23 protein-coding genes and 1 riboswitch are annotated in these 22,700 nt (G+C 68.8%); of the genes, 12 read left to right on the top strand and 11 right to left on the bottom strand.

The annotated features are described in order from the left end of the window. Positions 1-96: 96 nt before the first annotated feature. Positions 97-534, bottom strand: a complete 438-nt coding sequence (locus AB0F86_RS29080; protein ID WP_356984456.1) for a MarR family transcriptional regulator — start codon at positions 532-534, stop codon at positions 97-99. A 171-nt stretch (positions 535-705) separates the two neighbouring features. Next, a riboswitch (SAM riboswitch) is annotated at positions 706-820 on the top strand. A 41-nt stretch (positions 821-861) separates the two neighbouring features. Here AB0F86_RS29080 and AB0F86_RS29075 point away from each other — a divergent pair. Further along, entirely contained in the window at positions 862-2,175 is a 1,314-nt protein-coding gene (locus AB0F86_RS29075) for an aminotransferase class V-fold PLP-dependent enzyme (protein WP_356984454.1), read from the top strand. A gap of 133 nt (positions 2,176-2,308) precedes the next feature. On the opposite strand, the gene AB0F86_RS29070 is transcribed toward AB0F86_RS29075, so the two are convergent. Further along, on the bottom strand, positions 2,309-2,635 hold the full coding sequence (locus AB0F86_RS29070) for a hypothetical protein (protein ID WP_356984800.1): 327 nt from the start codon (positions 2,633-2,635) through the stop codon (positions 2,309-2,311). Between AB0F86_RS29070 and AB0F86_RS29065 the strand changes: the two genes are divergently transcribed. After that, on the top strand, positions 2,562-2,843 hold the full coding sequence (locus AB0F86_RS29065) for an excalibur calcium-binding domain-containing protein (RefSeq protein WP_356984773.1): 282 nt from the start codon (positions 2,562-2,564) through the stop codon (positions 2,841-2,843). The genes AB0F86_RS29070 and AB0F86_RS29065 overlap by 74 nt on opposite strands. A 5-nt stretch (positions 2,844-2,848) precedes the next feature. On the opposite strand, the gene AB0F86_RS29060 is transcribed toward AB0F86_RS29065, so the two are convergent. From AB0F86_RS29060 to AB0F86_RS29050, 3 genes are all read right to left on the bottom strand, one after another. Beyond that, positions 2,849-3,139 carry a hypothetical protein gene (locus AB0F86_RS29060; protein WP_356984452.1) on the bottom strand — a complete coding sequence of 97 codons (291 nt, stop codon included), beginning with the start codon at positions 3,137-3,139 and terminating at the stop codon, positions 2,849-2,851. Positions 3,140-3,151: 12 nt separating this feature from the next. Beyond that, the gene (locus AB0F86_RS29055; RefSeq protein WP_181701095.1) at positions 3,152-3,694 is read right to left on the bottom strand and encodes a flavin reductase family protein; all 543 of its coding nucleotides are present in this window, start codon (positions 3,692-3,694) and stop codon (positions 3,152-3,154) included. Between the two features lie 73 nt (positions 3,695-3,767). After that, positions 3,768-4,244 carry a YbaK/EbsC family protein gene (locus AB0F86_RS29050; RefSeq protein WP_181701081.1) on the bottom strand — a complete coding sequence of 159 codons (477 nt, stop codon included), beginning with the start codon at positions 4,242-4,244 and terminating at the stop codon, positions 3,768-3,770. A 119-nt stretch (positions 4,245-4,363) separates the two neighbouring features. On the opposite strand from AB0F86_RS29050, the gene AB0F86_RS29045 reads away from it, so the two are divergent. The 4 genes from AB0F86_RS29045 (at position 4,364) to AB0F86_RS29030 (ending at position 7,802) form a co-directional block, all read left to right on the top strand. Then, positions 4,364-5,185, top strand: a complete 822-nt coding sequence (locus tag AB0F86_RS29045) for a crotonase/enoyl-CoA hydratase family protein (protein WP_356984450.1) — start codon at positions 4,364-4,366, stop codon at positions 5,183-5,185. An 89-nt stretch (positions 5,186-5,274) separates the two neighbouring features. Continuing rightward, positions 5,275-5,754 carry a MarR family winged helix-turn-helix transcriptional regulator gene (locus AB0F86_RS29040; protein ID WP_181701077.1) on the top strand — a complete coding sequence of 160 codons (480 nt, stop codon included), beginning with the start codon at positions 5,275-5,277 and terminating at the stop codon, positions 5,752-5,754. Continuing rightward, complete coding sequence (locus AB0F86_RS29035; RefSeq protein ID WP_356984448.1) at positions 5,751-7,481, top strand: DHA2 family efflux MFS transporter permease subunit; 1,731 nt, start codon at positions 5,751-5,753, stop codon at positions 7,479-7,481. Before AB0F86_RS29040 ends, AB0F86_RS29035 begins: the two co-directional genes overlap by 4 nt. A gap of 90 nt (positions 7,482-7,571) precedes the next feature. Beyond that, positions 7,572-7,802 (top strand): hypothetical protein, encoded by a 231-nt coding sequence (locus AB0F86_RS29030; RefSeq protein ID WP_067495806.1) that lies wholly within the window; start codon positions 7,572-7,574, stop codon positions 7,800-7,802. A gap of 67 nt (positions 7,803-7,869) precedes the next feature. Here AB0F86_RS29030 and AB0F86_RS29025 read toward each other — a convergent pair whose 3' ends face one another. Continuing rightward, the gene (locus tag AB0F86_RS29025; RefSeq protein WP_181701073.1) at positions 7,870-8,358 is read right to left on the bottom strand and encodes an inorganic diphosphatase; all 489 of its coding nucleotides are present in this window, start codon (positions 8,356-8,358) and stop codon (positions 7,870-7,872) included. A gap of 157 nt (positions 8,359-8,515) precedes the next feature. Between AB0F86_RS29025 and AB0F86_RS29020 the strand changes: the two genes are divergently transcribed. Genes AB0F86_RS29020 through hpt form a run of 4 tightly spaced genes read left to right on the top strand, consistent with a single transcriptional unit; the run spans position 8,516 to position 12,795 of the window. After that, positions 8,516-9,973 (top strand): D-alanyl-D-alanine carboxypeptidase, encoded by a 1,458-nt coding sequence (locus tag AB0F86_RS29020; protein ID WP_356984446.1) that lies wholly within the window; start codon positions 8,516-8,518, stop codon positions 9,971-9,973. A 12-nt stretch (positions 9,974-9,985) separates the two neighbouring features. Beyond that, on the top strand, positions 9,986-11,044 hold the full coding sequence (locus AB0F86_RS29015; RefSeq protein WP_356984444.1) for a zinc-dependent metalloprotease: 1,059 nt from the start codon (positions 9,986-9,988) through the stop codon (positions 11,042-11,044). A gap of 3 nt (positions 11,045-11,047) precedes the next feature. Further along, on the top strand, positions 11,048-12,196 hold the full coding sequence (gene tilS / locus AB0F86_RS29010; RefSeq protein WP_356984442.1) for a tRNA lysidine(34) synthetase TilS: 1,149 nt from the start codon (positions 11,048-11,050) through the stop codon (positions 12,194-12,196). 47 nt (positions 12,197-12,243) lie between these two features. Next, positions 12,244-12,795: a hypoxanthine phosphoribosyltransferase gene (gene hpt, locus AB0F86_RS29005; protein WP_067495798.1), complete on the top strand. Its 552-nt coding sequence runs from the start codon at positions 12,244-12,246 to the stop codon at positions 12,793-12,795. On the opposite strand, the gene AB0F86_RS29000 is transcribed toward hpt, so the two are convergent. Next, positions 12,786-14,618: a serine/threonine-protein kinase gene (locus AB0F86_RS29000; protein WP_357171745.1), complete on the bottom strand. Its 1,833-nt coding sequence runs from the start codon at positions 14,616-14,618 to the stop codon at positions 12,786-12,788. The genes hpt and AB0F86_RS29000 overlap by 10 nt on opposite strands. A 32-nt stretch (positions 14,619-14,650) precedes the next feature. After that, positions 14,651-17,059 (bottom strand): protein kinase, encoded by a 2,409-nt coding sequence (locus tag AB0F86_RS28995; protein ID WP_356984440.1) that lies wholly within the window; start codon positions 17,057-17,059, stop codon positions 14,651-14,653. A 223-nt stretch (positions 17,060-17,282) separates the two neighbouring features. On the opposite strand from AB0F86_RS28995, the gene AB0F86_RS28990 reads away from it, so the two are divergent. Then, a complete protein-coding gene (locus AB0F86_RS28990) occupies positions 17,283-18,632 on the top strand; it encodes an amidase family protein (protein ID WP_356984771.1) in 1,350 nt (449 codons plus the stop codon). Here AB0F86_RS28990 and AB0F86_RS28985 read toward each other — a convergent pair. From AB0F86_RS28985 to AB0F86_RS28975, 3 genes are all read right to left on the bottom strand, one after another. After that, positions 18,629-19,525 (bottom strand): LysR substrate-binding domain-containing protein, encoded by an 897-nt coding sequence (locus tag AB0F86_RS28985; protein ID WP_225281398.1) that lies wholly within the window; start codon positions 19,523-19,525, stop codon positions 18,629-18,631. The genes AB0F86_RS28990 and AB0F86_RS28985 overlap by 4 nt on opposite strands. A gap of 323 nt (positions 19,526-19,848) precedes the next feature. Continuing rightward, positions 19,849-21,390 (bottom strand): aldehyde dehydrogenase family protein, encoded by a 1,542-nt coding sequence (locus tag AB0F86_RS28980; RefSeq protein WP_356984438.1) that lies wholly within the window; start codon positions 21,388-21,390, stop codon positions 19,849-19,851. Positions 21,391-21,502: 112 nt separating this feature from the next. Beyond that, positions 21,503-21,775 carry a DUF2277 domain-containing protein gene (locus AB0F86_RS28975; protein ID WP_067495790.1) on the bottom strand — a complete coding sequence of 91 codons (273 nt, stop codon included), beginning with the start codon at positions 21,773-21,775 and terminating at the stop codon, positions 21,503-21,505. A 62-nt stretch (positions 21,776-21,837) separates the two neighbouring features. On the opposite strand from AB0F86_RS28975, the gene AB0F86_RS28970 reads away from it, so the two are divergent. Beyond that, positions 21,838-22,695: a DUF1266 domain-containing protein gene (locus AB0F86_RS28970; RefSeq protein WP_356984437.1), complete on the top strand. Its 858-nt coding sequence runs from the start codon at positions 21,838-21,840 to the stop codon at positions 22,693-22,695. Positions 22,696-22,700: the final 5 nt, after the last annotated feature.

The raw sequence follows: 22,700 nt of genomic DNA, 5'->3' as shown, positions 1-22,700 counted from the left end.
ATCGGTGTCTGTTGTTTCACGGTCGGGTTACCGGAGGGCAAACGGGATGGTCACCAGTTGCCAACGGTACCGGGAGTTGTCGGGCGCGCCCGGCAGCTACGGGGCGGGCGCCGCGGGTGTCTCGCCGAGTGCGGTGAGCGCGAGCCGGTGCAGGGTGGCCTGTTCGTCGGCGTCGAGCCGGGCGAGGGCGCGAGCGGTGGCCTCGGCGATCAGCTTGTCGGTGCGCTTGCACTGCTTGCGGCCCGCTTCGGTGATACGCAGCCGGTATTTGCGGCGATCCTTGCCGTCGCGGGTGCGTTCGACCAGGCCCGCGCCCTCCAGTGCGTCGATCAGGCGGACCACCTCGCTGCGGTCGATGCCGAGTGACTCGCCGACTTTCTTCTGGGTGAGGTCGGCGTTCTCCTCGATGAAGGTGAGCACCCAGTGGTCACGCAGCGGGACGTCGATCTCGGCGTGCATGGCTTTGGTGAGCCTGCCGAGCGCGTACACCGGGTAGCGCGCCAGGCCGCGTTCGGGGTTCGTGGTCGAAGGCATGGCGGCCACTCTAGCAAATAGTGGGGGGACTCAATCATTTGGGGTGTCCATGATCGGGATTGCCGCCTGTTGGCGCATGGGCAATCCAGGGGCAATCGAGACATGGTGGCGAGCAACATCTTTCGATCGGTGGTTGACAGCGGCCCGGATCGTCTGCCAATCTCGATGCCAGGTCACGAGTACCAGCGACAAGCCCCGGCTAGCTGGTCGGCAACCCTCCTCCGCGGTGGGGTGCTCCGGGTGACGACCAGGCCGACGTCCGAAGTGGACGCGGCAAGCGCGGACTCTCTCTACGTGGTGAGTCCCTGAGCCGACGGGATATTCGTCATGACCGCTGTTATCGACCCCACCTGTGCCCTCGCCGCCGTTTCCGGTGCCGACCTGCGCGTTCCGCTCGTCCAGGGCGGCACGAGCACCTACGCCAACTTCGACTACGCGGCGAGCGCACCTGCATTGCGCCAGGTCACCGACCGGATTTCGCAACTGCTGCCGTACTACGCCAGCGTGCACCGCGGCGCCGGGTACGCCTCGCGGATCTCCACCGAGTGCTACGAGGCCTCGCGCGGCTCGGTCGCCCGGTTCCTCGACGCCGCCGACGACCAGGTCGTGGTGTTCACCCGCAACACCACCGACTCGCTGAACCTGCTGGCCGGATGCGTGCCGGGGGAGACGGTGGTGCTCGATATCGAACACCACGCCAACTTCCTGCCGTGGACGCGCAACGGGCGAAGGGTTGTCCGGGCCGCCGCGACGCTCGAGGAGACCATTCAGCGGATCGTCGCCGAATTGTGCAGCAGGCCGGCGGCTCTGCTCGCCGTCACCGGCGCGTCGAATGTGACCGGTGAGGTGCTGCCGCTGGCGCGGCTGGCCCATATCGCGCATCTGTGTGGTGCGCGGATTCTCGTCGACGCCGCCCAGCTGGCGCCGCACCGGCGGATCTCCTTGCGCGAGAGCGGCATCGACTACCTGGCCTTCTCCGGGCACAAGCTGTACGCGCCGTTCGGATCCGGGGTGCTCGTCGGCAGGCGCGACTGGCTCGACGCGGCCGATCCGTACCTGGCCGGTGGCGGTGCGGTGCGCAATGTCGGTGTGGCGGAAGCAGAGTGGGCGCCGGCGCCGCAACGCCACGAAGCCGGCTCACCCAATGTCCTCGGCGCGGCCGCCATCGCCGCCGCCTGTGACGCGCTCGCCGCCCTCGACCCCGAGGAACTGGTCACTCACGAACGCGCCCTGGCCGACCGGCTGCGCGACGGCCTCGCCGCGATCCCCGGTGTGCGACCCGTCCGCATCTGGTCCGACAGCCCCGACTCCGTCGGCATCGTCGCCTTCACCGTCGACGGCTACACCCCCGGCCACGTCGCCGCCTACCTCTCCGCCGAACACGCCATCGGCCTGCGCGACGGCCGTTTCTGCGCCCATCCGCTCCTGACGAGTCTCGGCCTCGACGCCGCCCTCCGCGCCAGCATCGGCCTCGGCACCACCCCCGCCGACATCGACCGCCTGATCACCGCCCTCACCACCCTGGTAACCACCGGCCCCACCTGGACCTACGCACCAACCAACGGCCACTGGAACCCCACCCCCGAAACCCGCCCCCTCACCCCCGACCCCACCGGCGCCACCCCTTGCCTCATCGGCTGATCGGCTGATCGGGAAGCAAAGTTCGACCAATGCGTTTGGCGTGTCACCGGATTGGGTAACGAGCCCCGAATCGGTCGCGATGAAGCCCCCGACCTACCAGGTACTTCTAAGGGGAAATAATGACGCGACCGATTCAGCCACCCGATCCGTGGGCTCGTCCGCCGAGACAGCGCGACAAGAAGCTGCGATGGCCGTGGGTGGTCGGAATCGGTGTTCTCGGATTGTGTGGGCTCTCGGTAATCGGAGCGGTGTTCGGCGAATCGGAGCCGGACAAGATCGTGTCGACCTCGACGACGCGCGTCGTCCCATCGTCGACCACCTCGATGGTCTTGCCCCCTACCTCGGTCGAGACAGCGGCACCGATTGCGCCGCCACCGGTCGCGACGGTGACGACGACGGTGGCGCGTCCGACGGTGGTGGTACCGACAACGACGGTCACCTCGGCCCCGCCGATCATCACGCCGATTGCCCCGCCCCCGCCGGCGACTACGCCGTACGTGCCGCCGCCCACGGTCGATTTGCCCCGGCCCGAGGCGCCGTCACCCGCCGGGGTCTACTACAAGAACTGCACCGCCGCACGAGCGGCAGGAGCGGCGCCCATCCTTCGCGGCGAGCCCGGTTACCGTCCAGGACTGGACGGGAACAGCGATGGAGTCGCCTGCGAATGAGGCGGCTACTTGTCGTCTCCGTGGCCGGAGAGCGGGCAGGTCGTGGTGTCGACCGTGTGGATGACATCGTCGACGCGGACGTGTTCGGAAATGTCGTCCGAGAAGAACAACGAGTGTTCGCCGCGAGGGCTGAGGTGGATGTGCATGCCCTGTAGGACACCGCGGGCGATCGAGCTATCCGCTCGCCGCAGTTCGACGGTGTCGCCCGTGACGAAATTTCCGCTGGCATAGCCGGTTACGTAGCGAGCGGGTCGGAAGCTGACGGGGTAGACGCCGGTCACCCGGAACTCGCTCATGGAGAATCCGATCTACGTGTCGAGAGGGGTGGGGCGGTGGTATCTGCCGTTGTAATACAGCAGAGGGGCGGCGGAGGGGGAGTCGGCTGATTCGTCGTGGACTCGGGTTACCAGGCCTACCGCGAGGGTGTGGTCGCCCAGGTCGATGAGTTGGTGGATGGTGGTGCGGAGCCAGATGGGGGTGCCGTGCAGGATCGGTTCGCCGGTGTCGAGGGTGGTCCAGAGGGCTCGGTCGGTGAAGCGGTCGGCGGCGGAGCGGGAGAAGCGGTGGGCCAGGTGGTGCTGGTGTTCGCCGAGGAAATGGATGACCACGGAATCGGCGGCGCGCAGGGCCGCGATGCTCGACGAGGTGTGCGCGATATTGAACGACACCAGCGGCGGTTCCAGCGACAGCGACGCGAACGAGGTGGCGGTGAAACCCACCGGACCGGTCTCGGCGCCGATCGTCACCACCGTGACGCCTGCCGGATAGTGCCGCATCGACGCCCGATACTGCTCGGCGGTGATCCCACTCAGGTCGTCGGGAACGACGAGGTCGGCCGGAGTTCGTTGCATATCACCCACAGGCCCCAAACTACGCCCGCCATCCGAGCCCGCCTATGGACAGGCTCACGCCGAGGAAAACCCTTCAGTCGATGTCCACCGGCAATCCCGCGGTGATGCGGATGAGTTCGCGGTAGCTGGTACGGAAGACGGTGGTGGGGTGGCCGCCCGCGGCCCAGATTTCGCGGTGGGCGGCCAGGGCGGTGTCGACCCAGGTGGGCAGGTTGGTCGGGTGGCCGACGGGGGCGGTGCCGGTGATGGGCTGACCGGTGACGCGCTCGGCGAGGGCGGTGGGGCAGGGGGTGAGCTTTCCTTCGAGGCGGGGGCCGGTGCGGTGCAGGTCCACCTGGTGATGGGCGGCTACCAGCAGCAGGACCGGGTCGTTGTCGAGGAGGAACAGCTGCGCGGTGGTGATGGCGCTGGGGTGGGCACCGAAGGCGCGCGCGGCATCGATGGCGCTGGTGGTCGGCGTGTCGGGGGAGACGATGACGCCGTGGTGGCCGCGCGCGATGAGCGTGTCGGCCACCCGGCACGCGACCATCGGCAAGGACGACCTGCGCATGTCATCCAGAGTAGGACGGTCGGTCGAATTATGCCGGGAGAGTGAGATTTTCGGGTTGCCGCGAATTCGCTCCGGACGCCGGACGGGGTGGGCGCACCCGATGAGGCCATAATCAGCGCATGAGTGAATGGAAGGCCTTCGCCGTCGAGATCGCCGACAATATCGCCCAGGTCACCCTGACCGGGCCCGGCAAGGGCAATGCGATGGGACCGGATTTCTGGCGCGAACTGCCGGAGATCTTCGCCGAGCTGGACGCCGATCCGCAGGTGCGCGCCGTGGTGCTCACCGGGTCGGGCAAGCATTTCTCCTACGGCCTCGACCTGGCCGCGATGGGTGGCACGCTCGGCCCGGTGCTGGCCGACGGCGCCAAGGCGGCCAAGCGCACCGAGTTCCTCAAGGAGGTCCGGCGCATGCAGGACTCCGTCACCTCGGTGGCCACCTGCGTGAAGCCGGTGATCGCGGCGGTGTCGGGCTGGTGCATCGGTGGCGGGCTCGACCTGATCGCGGCCGCCGACATCCGCCTGGCCAGCGCCGACGCCAAGTTCAGCCTGCGTGAGGCGAAGGTGGCGATCGTGGCCGATATCGGTTCGCTGCAGCGTCTGCCGGGCATCATCGGTGAGGGTCACCTGCGCGAATTGGCCTACACCGCAAAGGATATCGACGCGGCCCGGGCCGAGCGGATCGGTCTGGTGAACGAGGTGTTCGCCGATCAGGAAGCGGTGCTCGCGGCGGCGCACGCGATGGCGCGCGAGATCGCCGACAATCCGCCGCTGGTGGTGCAGGGCATCAAGGATGTGCTCGAGCACCGCACCGCTCCGGGTGTGGCCGACGGCCTGCGCTACGTCTCGGCGTGGAACGCGGCGTTCCTGCCCTCGCACGACCTCACCGAGGCGATGACCGCGGTCTTCCAGAAGCGCGCCCCGCAGTTCAAGGGCGAGTAAAGCCAGCTTAAACGGTTGCCCCGGCAGCCGGTCTGCCCACATACTTGCATTACACAACTAGTTGACTGATACAAGTAAAGGGTGATGCGGTGACGGAGTACGACCCGGCGATCGACACGATCGCCGTCCAACTCGTCCGCCTGCACCGGCTGCGCGACCGCGCCCTCGCCCAGATGAAGGACCGCTCGGGCATCGAACCGGCGGGCTTCGTTGTGCTGTTCCGGCTGGTCTGCGACGGGCCGATGCGCTCGGGCGCATTGGCCGAGGCGGTGAATTCGGATGCCTCGACGGTGAGCAGGCAGGTGGCGCAGCTGGTGGAACGCGGGCTCGTGGTCCGCATGGCCGACCCCGACGACGGCCGCGCCACCGTGCTGGCTGCCACCGACTACGGCCGCGAGACCGCCGACCGGATCCGGGAGCGGCGTCGCGAATCCATCACCATCGTCACCCAGGACTGGCCCGAACCCGACCGCGAGCGTTTCGCCGCGCTGCTCACCCGCTTCGTGGAGGACTACGACCGGGCCCGGCCCCTGCTCCTCACGCTCAACCCATCGGAGAACGACTCGTGACGACGACCGTGGCAGTGGAGGAATCGCCCGCCGGTTTCACCCATCGCCAGATTCTGACCATCCTGTCCGGGTTGATGCTCGGCATGCTGCTGGCTTCGCTCGATCAGACGATCGTGTCGACCTCCATCCGCACCATCGCCGACGACCTGCACGGCTACTCGCTGCAGGCCTGGGCGACAACGGCCTACCTCATCACCGCGACGATCAGTACCCCGCTCTACGGCAAGCTCTCGGACATGTTCGGCCGAAAGCCGTTCTTCCTCACCGCGATCGGGCTGTTCATCATCGGTTCGCTGCTGTGCACGCTGGCGCAATCGATGTATCAGCTCGCCGCGTTCCGCGCCTTCCAAGGGCTCGGTGCGGGCGGCCTGATGTCGCTGGCGCTCGCCATCATGGGCGACATCATCGGACCGCGTGAACGCGCCCGCTACCAGGGCTATTTCCTTGCCGTGTTCGGTATTTCGAGTGTGCTCGGCCCGGTGCTCGGCGGCCTGCTGGCCGGGCAGGACAGCATTCTCGGCATCACCGGCTGGCGCTGGGTTTTCCTGGTGAACGTGCCGCTCGGCCTGCTCGCACTGGTCGTCGTGACGCGGGTGCTGCACCTGCCGCGCAAGCCGCACGCCACGCACCGCATCGACTTCGCGGGTGCGCTCGTGCTGGCGGTCGGCTTGGTCCCGCTGCTGATCGTGGCCGAACAGGGCCGCGAGTGGGGCTGGGGCAGTACCGGTTCGGTGGTCTGCTACGTGATCGGCGCGCTCGGGCTGATCGGGTTCGTCGCGATCGAGAAGTACATGGGTGACGCGGCGCTGATCCCGTTGCGCATCTTCGACAACGTCACCTTCACCCTCGGGGTGGTCATCTCGTTCGTCGTCGGTGCGGCGATGTTCGGCGGGATGCTGCTGCTGCCGCAATACCTGCAGGTGGTGCGGGGTGCGGGGCCGACCGAGGCGGGTCTGCAGATGCTGCCGATGGTGCTCGGGCTGATGCTCGGTTCCATCCTCTCGGGCCGGTTGATCTCCAAGACCGGGCGCTACCGCGCCTTCCCGCTGATCGGTGCGGCCACGCTCACTCTCGGCCTGTTCCTGCTGCACCTGCTCGACGCGCACAGTCCGCTGTGGCTGGCGATGATCTTCATGGCGGTCGCCGGTTTCGGCCTCGGCAATCTGATGCAGCCGCTCACCCTCGCCCTGCAGAACGCGTTGCCGCCCAAGGACATGGGTGTGTCCACCGCCGCGGCCACGTTCTTCCGGCAGATCGGTGGCACCCTCGGTGCCGCGGTATTCCTCTCGGTCCTGTTCACCCTGCTCACCCCGAACATCACCGACGAACTGCGGCAGGCGGCGACCGATCCGGCCTACCAGCAGGCCGTGGTCGAAGGCGCCCGCAGCAGCAACCCGGCCGACGCCGCGCTGTCGCAGGGTCTGCTGGCCCAGGACACCTCGGCGGCCGGAAAGGTCTTGCAGGACAGCTCGATCATCCAGCAGCTCGACCCGCAGCTGGCCGAACCGTTCCAGGTGGGCTTCGCCGACTCCATGTCGACGGTGTTCCTGTTCGCCACCGGTGTCGCGCTGCTGGCACTGCTGCTCGTGCTGTTCTGGAAGGAAGTGCCGCTGCGGATGTCGGGTGGCCTGCAGGCGGCGGGCGACGCGAAAGCCGCGGAGGGCATCGGCGCCATGACCGACACCGCCGCGCAGTCGATGAAGGGTGGGAAAGGTGAAGCGACCTAGGTGGGCCCGAAAGGCCCCCTAGGGGTGGCTGTTTCGGCGGTCGAACAGCCATAACGTTCCTGATGTCGCAACGAACATCAGGAGAACGACATGCGCATCAAGACCACCATCGCCGCCGCACTGCTGGCCCTGGCTACCGTCGCCGGGGTGTCGACGGTCACCGCGGGCACCGCCGCAGCGGCCGCGCCGGAGGGCACGTACTACGGCACCTACTACGAGCTCTACCAGTGCCGCGCCGACGGCGAGTCGTCCTACACCGGCGGCTACTACTGGCAGTGCGTCGAGACCTGGGAGGGCTGGGACCTCTACATCTGGTACTGATCCACCAGGAACAGAAAAACGGGAAGTCCAATCCCCTTCGGACTTCCCGTTTTTCGCGTCTATCGGCTCAGTGGCCGGATTCCTTCAGCCGGGCGAAGGCCTCGTCGATGATCTTGACGGCCTCGGCGCGGTCGAGCCACTCCGAACCCTTCACGAACTTGCCGGGCTCGAGATCCTTGTAGCGCTCGAAGAAGTGCTTGATCGCGGCCAGCTCGAAGTCCGGGACGTCGGTGATGTCCTGGATGTAATCCCAGCGCGGGTCGCCCGCGGGCACACACAGGATCTTGTCGTCGCCACCGGCCTCGTCGGTCATCCGGTACACCGCGACGGGGCGGGCCTCGACGATGACACCGGGGAACACCGATTCCGGCAGCAGCACCAGCGCGTCCAGCGGATCGCCGTCCTCACCGAGGGTGTTCTCGATGAAGCCGTAGTCGGCCGGGTAGGCCATGGAGGTGTACAGGTACCGGTCGAGCTTCACCCGGCCGCTCTCGTGATCGACCTCGTACTTGTTCCGAGAACCCTTGGGAATCTCGATGGTGACGTCGAACTCCACGCCATCTCCTTGTTCGTTCGAGTGCTTGTGTGCCGAATCGCCAGATCGTTCTGGGGAACCGTTGCGCAACGAGGATAGTGTGGTGTGCTGGAACACCGGTGCGGCAGGCGGCTCAGCGCGGCCGGGCGTCGGGCGGGCTAGAGGAGAAACGACGGTCGTGATCGGTCCAAGCGAACAGAATCCCGGATGGCAGGAGCCGCGACGTCGCCGGTCGGGGTGGATCTGGCTGTCAGCGGTGGTGGTCGCCCTGCTGTTGATCGGCGGCGGCTTCGCGGTGATCGCCCGGCCGTGGACGCCGGAATTCCGGCACGGCGGGCTCACCGTCGCCGACGCGCCGTCTGCCGCCACACCGACCACCGCCATCGCCCCGGCCAGATCGGACGCACCCGCGCCGACGGTCGCCGGGATCGCCGCCGCGCTGGCGCAGGTGACCAGCAGCCCCGATCTCGGCGCGTTCGCGGGCCAGGTCACCGATCCGACCAGCGGAACCGTGCTCTGGAGCCAGGAGCCGACCAAGGCGATGATCCCGTCGTCCACGGCCAAGATCATGCTGGTCGCGGCCGCGCTGCTCACCCTGCCCGACGATCAGCGGGTCACCACCCGCGTCGTCGCCGGAGCGCCGGGGGAGCTGGTGCTCGTCGGCGCCGGCGATCCGACGCTCACCACCCGCGCCGACGGCGGCTACTACACCGACGGTCCGCGCATCGCCGACCTCGCCGCGCAGATCAAGGCGGCGGGCAAGCAGGCGAGCGCGATCGTCGTCGACACCTCCGCCTACACCGGTCCGACCATGGCGGCCGGCTGGGACCCGATCGACATCCCCGAGGGCTCGATCACCCCCATCGAACCGGTGATGCTCGACGGCGGGCGGTTCGACCCGTCGGCCGACTACTCACCGCGCACCTCGACTCCAGCACTCGACGCGGGCCGCGCCCTGGCCGCCGAACTCGGCATCGACCCGGCCGCCGTGCGCGTCGGCCAGGCCGCGAGCAACGGCGCCGAGATCGCGAAGGTCGAGTCGGCACCGCTGCGAATCCGCTTGCACGACATGATGATCCATTCCGACAACGTGCTCGCCGAGACCATCGGGCGCGAACTCGCCGTCGCCACCGGACGCGAGGCGTCCTTCGCCGGTGCCACCGCCGCCACCGCCGCCGCGCTCACCAGCGCCGGCTTCGATGTGAGCGGCCTGCACCTGGCCGACAACAGCGGCCTGTCCGTAGACGACCGGGTGCCGCCGCGACTGCTCGACACCATCATCGCCACCGCCGCCAAGCCCACCGGTGACGCCGCCGTCGTGCCCGTCGGTACCCAGGCCAGGCCCGAGAACGATCCGCGCGCAGCGGCTCTGGCGCCGCTGCTCGACGACCTGCCCGTCGCGGGCGGAACCGGGACGCTCGCGCCTCGCTTCGTCACCCGGAACCGGGAAGGCGCGGGCTGGGTGCGGGCCAAGACCGGAACTCTGAGCGTGGCAAGCGCGTTGGTGGGGTATGTGCTCGACCGGGACGGGCGGGTACTGACCTTCGCGCTCATGTCCAACGACCGGCTGCCGGAGGTCAGCAGACCCGCGCTCGACGCGGTGGCGGGTGCCCTGCGCAACTGTGGATGTTCCTGAGAGCGGGTGGCGATGAGCGAGGACAAGACCGGGCGCAAGAATCCCGGATTCAGTGCGGTCGTCGACTGGAGGCTGGCCGCGAGGACCGGGGCGCTGCTCGCGCCATCGGGACCACGTACCTCGCGCGAGACCGCCGAACAGGTCGTCGCCGAGCTGGCCTCGGCCTCGATCCTGGCCGAGATGCCGGTGCGCGAGGTGAGCGGGCTGCTCGACGACCGGCCGGTACCCGAGGCGCGGATCGTCGACCGGCCCGGCTGGATCGCGGCGGCCGCCGACTCGATGTCGGTGCTCACCGGCACCGGCGCGGGCAAAGGCCCGTTCGCGGGGAAACCCGCGGGCGTGCAGGCCGGCACCATGCTGGCGTTCCTGTCCACCGCGATCCTCGGCCAATACGACCCGTTCACCGGTGAGGACGGCACCTTGCTGCTGGTCGCGCCCAACATTCTCGGTGTCGAACGTGCCCTCGGTGTCGACTCCAGCGATTTCCGGCTGTGGGTGTGCCTGCACGAGGTGACCCACCGGGTGCAGTTCTCCTCGGCGCCCTGGCTCGCCGGATACATGCGCACCAATGTCGACATTCTCAGCGAGGTCGGCGAGGAACCGATGAGCGAGATGCTCACCCGGCTCGTCGGCGAACTGCGCGCCCGCCGCAGCGGTGACCTCGCCGACGACCCGAACGCCAAGGGCATCGTGGGCCTGCTGCGCGCGGCCCAGGCGCCACCTCAGCGCGAGGCACTCGACCGGCTGCTCATGCTCGGCACCCTGCTCGAAGGGCACGCCGACCACGTGATGGACGCCGTCGGCCCCTCGGTGGTGCCGAGCGTCGCCCACATCCGGGCCGCCTTCGATCGGCGCAGGCAGAAGCCGTCCAACCCGATCCAGCGGATCCTGCGGGCGCTGCTCGGCGTGGACGCCAAGGTGGCGCAGTACGTGCGGGGCAAGAAATTCGTCGACGCGGTGGTCGAGCGGGTGGGCGTCACGGAGTTCAACACCATCTGGACGAATGCGGACACGCTGCCTCGACTCGATGAGGTCGATGCGCCGCAACGGTGGATCGACCGCGTGCTGTAGCCGGTGCGGACGCCGAAACTCCCCGAAACCCCGGCGGTGCTGGCAGTGCGCCGTGCCGTGCGCCAGTGGTTCAGTGCGCACGGTGAGCGCGGTCCGGTCGTCGTCGCCTTGTCGGGAGGCGCCGATTCGCTGGCGTTGGTCGCGGGCGCCGTCATCGAGTGCGGGGCGGTGACCGCCGTCGTCGTGGATCACCGGTTACAGGACGGGTCGGGCGAGGTCGCCCGGCGGGCTGCCGACCAGGCCCTCGCGCTGGGCTGCGTGGACGCGCAGGTCGTCGCGGTCGAGGTCGGACGCGAGGGTGGGGTCGAGGCGGCGGCTCGGGCGGCTCGGTACGCGGCGCTGGAGTCGGTGCGGGACGGTCAGCCGGTTCTGCTCGGGCACACCCTCGACGATCAGGCCGAGACGGTGTTGCTCGGCTTGGCGCGTGGGTCGGGTGGGCGGTCCATTCAGGGGATGGCGGCGTGGAACGAGCCGTGGGGGCGGCCGTTGCTCGGGGTACGGCGGGCGCAGACCGAGCAGCTGTGCGCCGACCTGGGTCTCGAGGCGTGGCGCGATCCGCACAACGACGACCCGGCCTACACGCGGGTGCGGGTGCGCAACGAAGTGCTGCCGTTGCTCGAGGACGTGCTCGGCGGGGGTGTGGCGCAGGCATTGGCCCGCACCGCCGACCAGCTGCGCGCCGACGGTGCCGTCCTCGACGACCTCGCGCGCGAACTCCTGGGCGCCGCCCGAATGCCTGCCGTTCGACCCCGAGCTGTGCTCGGCGAGACCCGGGCGCCGACCGCTGAAGGGCCGTCGTCGGCTCGGCCCGCTGGTGGCGTCGGCGAGACCGGTGGGCCGATGATCCACGAAGGGGCAGACGCCGGACCCGGCAGTGGCGGCGACGACAGCGATCGGTCCGCCCTCGCGATCGAGATTCTGACCACTGCACCGGCGGCCCTGCGTCGCCGGGCGATCCGCGCCTGGCTGACCGAACAGGGCGTCAGCGGCCTGATGAACACCCACTTACAGGCGATCGACGAGCTGGTGAGCAACTGGCGCGGCCAGGGCGGGGTGGCGATCGGGGGCGGCAGCAGGGCCCACCGGTTGGTCGTAGTGCGTGAACATGGCACGCTGACCGTGCGCGCCCAGCCGCGTTTCGATGCCACATAATGGATCGGTCGAGCCGGGACCGACACCACGAAGGGATACCCACTTCCGTGTACGGAGACGACATCGCGTCGGTGCTGATCACCGAAGACGAGATCAAGGCAAAGATCGAAGAGCTCGCCGAACTCGTCGCCAAGCGGTACCCGCCGGATTCTCCCGAAGGTGACCTGCTGCTGATCTGCGTCCTCAAGGGCGCGATCTTCTTCGTGACCGACTTCGCCAGGGCCCTGCCCATCCCCACCCAGCTCGAATTCATGGCCGTGTCGTCCTACGGGTCGTCCACCTCGTCCTCGGGCGTCGTGCGCATCATGAAGGACCTGGACAAGGACATCGCGGGCCGCAACGTCCTCATCGTCGAAGACATCATCGACTCGGGCCTGACCCTGTCGTGGCTCAAGCGCAACCTGGCCACCCGCAACCCGGCCTCGCTGGAAGTGGTGACCCTGCTGCGCAAGCCCGACGCCTTACGCACCCCGGTCGACGTGGCTCACGTCGGCTTCGACATCCCCAACGAGTTCGTCGTCGGCTACGGCCTCGACTACGCCGAGCGCTACCGCGACCTGCCCTACATCGGCACCCTGAACCCCGCCGTCTACTCCTGAGCCGAGCCCACGCGCAGTAGCGCGCGGATATCGGTCTCGATCACCCGGAACACCAGCAGCGCCCCGACGAAACCGAGCACCCCGCCCGCGCACACTGTGCGCAGCGGGGTGAGCGTCGCGAGCAGGTCGTCGACCGGCAGGAACGTCGCGCCCGCGATGGTGAGCAGCGGAATCGACGCGGCCACCACCAGGTACCGGTGGCAGCGGGCGCGCAGGCCCGACAGCGCCGCGTGGTCGGCGCGCAGGTCCTGACCGTGGTGCAGGAGCAGGGGGTACACGCAGCGCACCAGGTACAGGGTGATGAGGAAGAACGGGTAGGTCATCGCGACCGCGGCGCACAGGCAGGCGACCAGCAGCAGGTGGATCGCGGTGCGCATCGGCGGGTCGTCGACCAGGTTCAACGTGATCGCCAGCCCGGCCGAGCCCGCGATCCACAGGACGAAGGCCACGGCCACGGCCCAGTCGGCCAGGCGCAGGCAATCGCGGCCGGTGCGCGCGAGCACGGCAGGCTCGCACGGTCTGCCCGCGCGCAGTCGGCGGGGCACGGTGAGCAGCCTTCTGCCCAGATAGATCATGGTCGCGGCGCCCGCGGTGAAGAAGGCCGCGTTCATGGTGATCGCGTAGGTCCGCCGGATGGGTTGGACCGCGGGGTCGAGTCCGTGGAGCAGGGACATGTTGAGTCCCCGGTTGTAGTAGGCAGCCAGCAGATTCGGGATGAGGATCGCCAGGGCGAGTACGGGAAAAAGGTACGGCTGCAAGCGGTTTCGCCAGCTGCGTGGTGGGGGGTCGACGAGTTCGCGGGCGTGGGGGTCGAGGCAGAGCTCGAATTGCGCGACCAGGAGGTCGGCGTCCGACCAGCGATTCTCGCGTTCGGGCGACAGGCAGGTGAGCAGAATTCGGCGCAACGCGGCCGGGCAATCGGCGGGCAGCTCGCCGACCACCGCACCGTGGCGGCGGTCCAGCACCGCGGCCGGGTCGTCGTTGTCGCCGTCGAAAGGCTTTGTCCCCGTGAGCAGTTCCCATAGCAACACCCCGAGGGAGAAGATGTCGGCGCGAGTGTCCAGGTCGGCGGGATCGCGCCCGAAGTAGCAGGCTTCGAGCTGCTCGGGTGACATGTAGGCCGGCGAGCCACCGAAGTAGGACGCGGCGGACACCTCGGTGGCCGAGTGGCTGAAACTGATGTTGAAATCGGCCAGCTTGGGCACGCCTTCGGCGGTGAGCAGCACGTTGGCCGGCTTCACGTCGCGATGCAGCACGCCACGTGCGGCGGCGTAGCTCAGCGCGGCCGCGAGTCTGCTGCCCAGCCACGCGACGGTCTCGGGCCAGGTCAGTGCGGCGATCTCGCCGCGCACCGCCGAGTCGCCCGGGCGGATCTCACCCTTTTCCTCCATGGCCGCGTCGACGGCGTCGAGCAGCAGGGCGCTGGTGCGTTCGGCGGGTGGGGTGGCGCGCACCCAGCGCAGTACACCGAGCAGCGTGCCGCCGGGCAGGAACTGCATGTACAGCAGGCGCAGGGGGGTCGGGCCGTCGAGTACCTGCTGGTCGAACACGCGCACGATGTAGTCGTGGTCCAGGCGGGCCAGCGTCTGCGGTTCGGTGCCGCTGTCGGCGGAGATCTTCACCGCGACCAGCCGCTGCATCGACCGCTGCCTGGCCAGGAACACCCGCGCGAACGCGCCCGCGCCCAATTCGGTGAGCAATTCGAAATCGCCGAGCCGTGTATGGACCTCGATCCGGTCGAGCGCACGGCAATCGGCCGGATGCATGGTCGCGCTGTGGACAGGCGAGGGCCGGGTCGCCTCCGCGGTGCGGGTGGAGCTCACGGCTGGGCATACGCACGCGCGGACGTGATGGTTCAGCTCACCACCCGTTCCAGCGCGCGCAGGTCGCCCTCGAGCGCACGGAACAGCAGATACGACCAGATGAACGCGATGATGCCGCCCACGCACAGCACCCGGACCGCGACGATCACCGAGGGGATGTCGGCGGGCGGCAGGAACGTCAGCCCGGCCACCGCGAGCAGCGGCACCGAGGCGGCCACGGCCAGGTACCACGTGCAGCGGCGGCTCAACCCGCGCAGCCAGGCGCTGTCGTCGGCGCTGATCTCACCGTGGCGCAGGAACACCGGGTAGAGGCAGCGGATCAGGTAGAACGTGACGAGAAAGAACGGATACGCCACCGCGATAGCCCCGCACACCAGCAGCGATGCGAGGAAGTGCACCACCGCCCGGCCGGGCACATTGCCGGTGGCCAGTTGCAGCGCGATGGGGAAGGTGACTCCGGCCAGCGCCCACAGCGAGAAGGCGACGACCACCGCTTGGTCGCCGAACCGCACGGTGTCGTGTCTGGCCCGGCGCAGGGTGGCCGGGTCGTAGCGTCGGCCTTTGCGTAATCCGCCGGGCACACCCAACAGGAAACGGGCCAGATAGATCAGCAGCGCCGCGCCGGCGGGGAAGAACACCAGGTTCACTCCGGCCGTGATGATGATGAACGTCTGCTGCGCCGACTCACCGAGCCGGCTCACCACCAGCGTCTGATTGTGCTGGATGTTGTACCAGGAGGCCAGGGCGTTGGGAATGCCGATGGCCAGTACGAGAACCAGCAGCGGCCAACGCCGCAACCGGATCCGCCAGCTGTTCGGCGGTGGGTCGACCAGGTCACGAGCGCGTTCGTCCAGGCACAGGTCGAACTGTTTGGCCAGCGTCGCGCCGTCGGCCCAGCGGCCCGCCCGATCGGGCGTCAGACAGGTGAGCAGAACGCGGCGCAGCGCCGACGGGCAGTTCGGCGGCACCCGCTCCATCGCGGCCGCGTCGACGCCGGAACTGCGCCGCTCGAGCATGGCCTCGAGGGTGGTCTCGTCGCCTCGGCCCTCGGCTTCGGCGGTGGAGTCGTCGAACGGTTTCGCCCCGGTGAGCAACTCCCACAGCACCACGCCGAGGGAGTAGATGTCGGCGCGGGTGTCGAGGTCGGCGGCGCTGCGGCCGCGCCCGGGATGGCAGGCCTCGAGCTGCTCCGGCGACATGTACGACAGCGACCCACCGAAGTAGGCGACCGGACTCGTGCCTTCGACCGACCGGCTGAAACTGATGTTGAAATCTGCGAGCTTGGGCACGCCCTCGGCGGTGAGCAGCACATTCGCCGGTTTCACGTCGCGGTGCAGCACACCGTGCGCCGCGGCGTAGTCGAGCGCCTCGGCCAGCCTGCGCCCCAACCAGGCGACGGTTTCGGGCCAGCTCAGGGCGGCGATCTCGGCGCGCACACTGGAATCGGTCGGTCGGATTTCGCCCTTCTCCTCCATCGCCGCGTCGACCGCCTCGAGCAGCAGTTTGCCGCTGCGCTCGGCGGGCGCGGTCGAGCGGACCCAGCGCAACAGGCCGAGCAGTGTGCCGCCCGGCAGGAACTGCATGTACAGCAGCCGCAACCGGCGCGCGCCCGTGGGCTCGGGATCCGCGTCGAGCAACTGCTGATCGAACACGCGGACGATGTAGTCGTGGTCGAGCTGGGCGAGCGTCTGCGGCTCCGTGCCGCGGTCGGCGGAGATCTTCACCGCGACCAGCCGCTGCATCGACCGCTGCCGCGCCAGGAACACCCGCGCGAACGCACCCGTCCCCAACCCGGTGAGCAACTCGAAGTCGCCGATCCGCTGACCGATCTCGATACGGTCGAGCGCGACGAACGCACCGGGCACCGAACCGGCCGCAGTGGCGGCCGAGGGCGCTGACGCGGGCGCGGTCGCTGTCGCGGTGAAGTCGAAGTTCGACATCTGGGTACTACGGGTCTGCTCGGCCGGCTGGTTCACCGTCGCGTCGGGGTCGACGACGCGGTGGGTGCTCTGGTCCAGGTCGTCGGCGTTGAGCAGGGCGCGCAGGCTGGGGGCCTGGTGCGGGTATTCGCGCAGACAGTCGCGCGGATCGACCCGCTCACCGCTGTGCCTGCGGATCACGAACTCCTCGAAGACCAACCCGGCGGGCAGCGCCTCGGGTTCGAGTTCGGGAAACTCCGCGCAGTACTCGGTGAGCCGTTTGCGAGGGATGGTCTCGGCGGCGTGATGCAACCACCGCTGACGCAGATCCACCCGGATCAACTCGTGCAACGCCTGCCTGCGCAGCGTGCGCGCATCGGGGAGGAACTCGGCGATATCGGGTGGTTCACCGTCGACCGTGCCCCAGGCGGCGGCGAATGCCTCGACCATGTCGGCGCGCACGTTCAGATACCGACCGGTACTCGCGTCGGGTTGTTCACCGCTTGCGGTGTTATCACTCATCAGCCGACCTAAGGTTCGCGCGGATCGGTACGAATTTCCTTCCGCCACACCCGACGTCATCGTGCCCCGAGCCGTACCCGAAATGATAACTTGCGCCTGGAGAGCTGATCACCCGATTTTCGACGACCATGCGACGGGGGCGAATCCGCACATGCACGATGACCTCACAGCGGTAGCATGGGAGTCCGTCGACGACGACGGCGTGACGGACGCTGAGGTGGCGATGAACTCCTCCCACCAACCCGCCGACGACTTCCCGATCGGCGGCCCGGCCGCAGCACTGGCCGCGCGGGTGCGAGCGGGCACGATCACGCCCGCCGACGCGGTCGCCGACGCGCTCACCCGCATCTCGTCGGAGAACCACAAGATCAACGCCTTCACCGTCGTGCGGTCCGAGAAGGCGCGCGCGGAGGCACTCGAACTCACCGCGCGACCCGACCTGGACGAGTTGCCGTTGGCCGGGGTTCCGGTCGCGGTGAAGCAGAACATCGCCGTCGCGGGGGAGCCGACCACGGCCGGCTCGGCCGCCACGTCCGCCGAGGTGGAAACGGCCGATCACCCCGTGGTTGCGAGATTGCGGGCGGCGGGCGCGATCGTCGTCGGGCTGACCGCGATGCCCGAACTCGGCCTGTGGGCCAACACCGACGCCGACGGGCGCGTCACCCGCAACCCGCGCGATGTGGGCCGCACGCCGGGTGGTTCCTCCGGCGGCGCGGCCGCGGCCGTGGCGGCGGGCCTGGTCCCCATCGCACACGGCAACGACGGGCTCGGCTCGATCCGGGTGCCCGCCGCCGCCTGCGGTGTCTTCGGCATCAAACCCGGTCGCGACGTGGTTCCGGCCGGTATCGGCGCCGACTCCTGGTCGGGCATGGCCGAGAACGGCATCCTCGCGACCACCGTCTCCGACGCCGCCCTCGCCCTCTCGGTGCTGGCCGACCGCAGCGATCTGGCCGACCTACGGCCACCGCAGCGACTACGAATCGGACTGGCCGTGGCTCCGCCGTCGCGACTGGTCCGGGTCGATCGGCACTGGACGGCGGCGGCGCGCACCGCGGGTGCGCGCGCGGCAGCGGCCGGGCACCTGGTGGAGCCCGTCGAACTGCCCTACGGCGACGCGGCACTGGCGATGCTGTTGCGCTGGCCGACAGCGGGATTGGCCGACGCCGAGCGACTGGCCGACCCCGACCGGCTCCAACCACGTACCCGCAGGCACCTGGCCCTCGGCCGGCTCATCCGCCGCCTGCGCCTGGTCCGGCCCAGTCAGGCCGACCGGGCCGAAGCCAGGCTGCTCGACTTCTTCGAGAATTTCGACGTGGTGATCACCCCGACGCTGGCCGCCCCGCCGCCCAAGGCGCGGCAGTGGAGCAGGCGCGGCTGGGCCGCCAATGTCGTGTCCTCGGTGCGCTACGCACCGTTCACCGGCGTGTGGAATCTGGTCGGCTGGCCGGCCGCGTCACTGCCGATGGGCATCCATCCCGAGGCGCACACCCCGCTCGCCGCGCAATTGGCCGGCCCACCCGGCACCGAGGCGACCCTGCTCGGCCTGGCCGCCCAACTCGAACTGACGAACTAGACCGCGATCGGCTGCGGTGCCTGCGCGGGCTCGGAGAAACCACCGTCGACAGCGCGACCGGCGAATTCGAGAATCGTCGGACGGGTGTCGTCGGCCCGCCAGGCCACGGCCAGCTCGCACGGCGAAAGACCGGCGACCGGCCGCGCGGTGAGACCGGGCCAGCGGTACATCGGCACATTGTTCTCGGCCAGCAGGCACACACCCAGGCCGAGGCTCACGGCCTCGAGCTTGTCTTCGGGGGTGGCGGCTTCGGCTCCGATCTTGGCCGCGCGACCACCGCGCGCGTCGTTGCCGAGCCAGAAGTCGCGCACCGCGCCGGCTTCGGTCGGCAGGGCGACGAACGGCTCGTCGAGCAGATCGGCGAACTCGATGGTGTCGCGCTCGGCCAGCGCGTGGTTCTCCGGCAGCAGCACCCAGCGCGGCTCGGTGCGCAGCACCTGCCAGCGGTAGCGGTTGGGGTCGGGCAGCGGCAGCCACACCAGGGCCAGGTCGGCCTGGCGGCCCGCGAGCCCGCTCGACGGGTCGTTCCAGGACGCCGCGTGCAGGGCGAGGCGGTGTCCGCTCGCACTTTCCAGATCGTTGAGCAGGCCGCGACCGAGCGCGGACTGGATGCCGACGCGCAGCACCTCGCCTGCTTCCTGGAGGGACACGTTGGTCACCTCCCACAGCTCGAGGATCTTGCGGGCGCCCTCGAGTAGTTCCTTACCGGCGACGGTGAGGGCGACGCTGCGCTGATTGCGGTCGAACAGGACCACGTCGAGCTGGCGTTCGAGCTGGCGGATCTGGCGGGAAAGCGTCGGCTGGGCGATATGCAGCCGCTGAGCGGCGTTGGTGAAATGCAGTTCCTCAGCGACGGCGACGAAATACCGCAGATCGCGCAAATGCGGGTCCATAGCACCTTGCTATCAGAATCGGTCGGGAAAATCTAGCCAAAACGGGCAGAGAAGTTCGCGAAAGCGGGTCAAAACAGTCACCAGGTCGGTATCTCACAGCATATGGCCTGGCATGGTGCAACGCACCACCGAGCCCGATCGAATTTCGCCGACGACCGATGTGAGCGGCCGCATCGCGACACCTGGGCGTTTGACCAGGGCAAATGCGTTGCTTTTCACAGCGGTAACGGCGCTCCGTGCGCTGTCACGGGGCCTTGCGGCGGCTCGCTGACCACGCAGAACCGACGAATCAGTGACATTGATCACAAATTGGTTTGGGAGACCTACTTGCCGCCTTTGAGTCGCCACACCTTGGGCAGGTCCACTCGCCGCAGCCCACGCGCACCGGCCAACCGCATCGCCGCCACCGCCACGACGAGTTTGTTCATGTCATAGGGGAACCAGAACAGTTCCTTGGACATGGTCGGCAGCTTCGGTGCCGTGATCGCCTGGGCGCGGCAGTACTTCCGGATTCCGGCAGCGCCACCCCAGCGCGCGCCGACGCCGGATTTGCCCCAGCCACCCATCGGCATAGCGAAATTGAACAGGTTGGCGAATACGTCGTTGATGTTCACCGCGCCCGCGTTCAGCCGCCGCGCCACGCGTTGCCCACGCGCCTTGTCACCCGTCCACACCGACGCGGAAAGGCCGTAGATCGAATCGTTGGCGAGCCGTACCGCCTCGTCCTCGTCGGCCACCTTCATCACCGGAAGGGTCGGACCGAAGGTCTCCTCGGCGACGCACGACATCGAATGATCAACGTCCACAAGCACTGTCGGCTCGAAGAAGGTGCCGACGCCGGTGGGTTTACCGCCGGTGGTCACCCGCGCGCCCGCCGCGACGGCCTCGTTCACGTGACGTTCCACGATGCGCAGCTGGTTCTCGTTGGCCAGCGCGCCGACGTCGTTGCGTGACTCCCGGTCGTCGGCGCCCTGGCGCAGCGCCGCGACCGCCGCCGTCAGCTTCTCGACGAACTCGTCGTAGACCGGTGCCTCGACGTACACGCGCTCCACCGAAATACACACCTGACCGGCGTTGAACATGCCGCCGAAGGCGATGCCGTGCGCGGCGCGGTCCAGGTCTGCGTCGGCCAGGACGATCGCCGGGTCCTTGCCGCCGAGCTCGAGGCTGTAGGGCACCATACGGTCGGCGCAGGCCTGCGCGATCTTGCGGCCGGTCGCGGTGGAACCGGTGAACTGGATGTAATCGGCGTTGTCGACCACGGCCGCTCCGGTCGCGCCCGCGCCGGTCACCACCTTGAACACCGGCGGCGCGCCGATCTCGGCCCAGCCGCGGGCCAGCTCGACCGCGGACAGCGGCGTCACCTCCGACGGCTTGAGAATCACGGCGGCACCGGCGGCCAGCGCCGGGAACACGTCGATCGCGGGCATCGCGAGCGGGAAGTTCCACGGCGTGATGACACCGACCACCTGATACGGCCGATAGGTGACGGTGAGGGCCTTGACCCTGGCCAGCGGGCTGTGCGGCGACGGATGATCGTCGCCGAGGAACTTGGCGGCCCGGCGCGCGTAGTAGCCGGCCAGATCGACCGCGAAGGCCGGGTCGATCAGTGCGTCGACGCGCGGCTTGGCGGTCTCGGACTGCAGCACGTCGGCCAGGTGCTCGGTGTTGTCGATCAACCAGTCCTGCAGCTTCAGCAGCCACTCCTTGCGCCCGTTCGGCCCGATGGCCTCCCATTCGGGCTGGTAGAGGCGCAGTTCGCGGACGGCGGCCGCGACGTCGTCCGGGTCGGTGACGGGCACCGTTCCCACGGATTCGCCCGTTGCCGGGTTGCGGACGTCGATCACCTGGTCGATATGTGTCACGGTTGTGCTCCCCACTGCGTTGTGTGAATCACAACCAGCCTGGCACGGTCGTGCCCGTACGTCACGGGTTATCGGCGCACCGGTTCCCCGGTGCGCGCGAATCGCCCTCGGTCTAGCCGGTCTCGGACACCTCGGCATCGCGTGCCGCGATCCGGCGCAACGGTGGTTCCGTCGGCGGCGGCACGCGGCGGTCGGGGAGTTCGGCGAGCAGGGTGGTCGTGGCCGCGGCGATGGCGGCGACGGCCTTGTCGACCGCAGGTTTGGTGGTGCTGCTCAGCCCGGAGATGCCGCCGACTTTGCGCACATATTGCAAGGCGGCAGCGTAGATCTCCTGCTCGGTGGCGGCAGGCTCCAGACCACGCAAGACGGTGATATTTCTACACATGACAGAACAATAGACCTGTGGGGCACATCACTGCAGGGCAAGAAGACACTAGACTCGGCCGCATGCCTGCTCGGGGAGTACCAGCGCTGACCACCTTTCCCTACCCGGAACTCGACGAGCGCGAGGAAGACCACTGGTCGGGGGCGGGCGTCAGCGACGACGAACTGCGCGCCCTGGCACTCGGTGCCTTCTATTCCACCCGCTGGGACGCCTTCCACGACGCCATGCTGCTCGGTCCCGAACGCGAACACCCCCTCGGTGACCGGCGCGAACTCGCCATCGACACGCTCACCGGTGCGTGGGGGATCACCGACGGCAACGAGGCGCGCGCCTCGATGGAACAGCTCCTCGAAGGCATGCACGCGCCCCTCTACGCGCTGGTGCATCCGCTGGTGATGGCGTCCGTCAATGCCAGTGAACGCGACCGTTTCGGCGAGCGCGCCGACCGGCACCGCGCCTTCCTGCGCCAGGTCGGTTCCTTCCGCGGGATGGACAACCCGGAGGCGCTGGTCCGCGACTACGACATCTGGGCCCAGGCCATCAAGATCGGTTTCACCGAGCACCTGGCCCGCCCCCTGCCCAACGACATCCACGCCTGGGACCTGGCGCGCGTGGTCGCGGTGGCGCGGATGGCGTTCACGGCCGGTTATCTAGAGGCCGATGTGGCGTGGGAGTACGCCATGCGCGCGTTGCCGCCCGCCCAGCGCCGCTACCGCAACTGGCGCCAGTTCGGTGACGCCTATCTAGCGGGCTGGACCTACTGGCAGGCTACCGAGGACCTCGCCGAACTCAAGAACGGCGGCGTCGACCGGCGGATGGAACTGCTGCGGCTGTGGACCCGCCCGACCAGCCCCTGGCGGCGCATCGAACTCAACGACTCCGAACCGAAGACCGAGGCGCCGACCGAAGAACCCAGCTGACCGAG

Source organism: Nocardia sp. NPDC023733 (genome assembly GCF_040639775.1).
Lineage (GTDB): Bacteria > Actinomycetota > Actinomycetes > Mycobacteriales > Mycobacteriaceae > Nocardia > Nocardia rosealba.
This window is presented reverse-complemented; position numbering and strand designations above follow the sequence as displayed.

Excerpts from the sequence above, each read along its gene's own strand:
- AB0F86_RS28990 (WP_356984771.1), top strand. The coding sequence starts at position 17,283 with ATGAACTCCTCCCACCAACCCGCCGACGACTTCCCGATCGGCGGCCCG.
- AB0F86_RS28970 (WP_356984437.1), top strand. The coding sequence starts at position 21,838 with ATGCCTGCTCGGGGAGTACCAGCGCTGACCACCTTTCCCTACCCGGAA.
- AB0F86_RS29080 (WP_356984456.1), bottom strand. The coding sequence starts at position 534 with ATGCCTTCGACCACGAACCCCGAACGCGGCCTGGCGCGCTACCCGGTG.
- AB0F86_RS29050 (WP_181701081.1), bottom strand. The coding sequence starts at position 4,244 with ATGCGCAGGTCGTCCTTGCCGATGGTCGCGTGCCGGGTGGCCGACACG.
- AB0F86_RS29015 (WP_356984444.1), top strand. The coding sequence starts at position 9,986 with ATGAGCGAGGACAAGACCGGGCGCAAGAATCCCGGATTCAGTGCGGTC.
- AB0F86_RS29055 (WP_181701095.1), bottom strand. The coding sequence starts at position 3,694 with ATGCAACGAACTCCGGCCGACCTCGTCGTTCCCGACGACCTGAGTGGG.
- AB0F86_RS28985 (WP_225281398.1), bottom strand. The coding sequence starts at position 19,525 with ATGGACCCGCATTTGCGCGATCTGCGGTATTTCGTCGCCGTCGCTGAG.
- AB0F86_RS29075 (WP_356984454.1), top strand. The coding sequence starts at position 862 with ATGACCGCTGTTATCGACCCCACCTGTGCCCTCGCCGCCGTTTCCGGT.
- AB0F86_RS29030 (WP_067495806.1), top strand. The coding sequence starts at position 7,572 with ATGCGCATCAAGACCACCATCGCCGCCGCACTGCTGGCCCTGGCTACC.
- AB0F86_RS29045 (WP_356984450.1), top strand. The coding sequence starts at position 4,364 with ATGAGTGAATGGAAGGCCTTCGCCGTCGAGATCGCCGACAATATCGCC.
- AB0F86_RS28995 (WP_356984440.1), bottom strand. The coding sequence starts at position 17,059 with ATGAGTGATAACACCGCAAGCGGTGAACAACCCGACGCGAGTACCGGT.
- AB0F86_RS29060 (WP_356984452.1), bottom strand. The coding sequence starts at position 3,139 with ATGAGCGAGTTCCGGGTGACCGGCGTCTACCCCGTCAGCTTCCGACCC.
- AB0F86_RS28975 (WP_067495790.1), bottom strand. The coding sequence starts at position 21,775 with ATGTGTAGAAATATCACCGTCTTGCGTGGTCTGGAGCCTGCCGCCACC.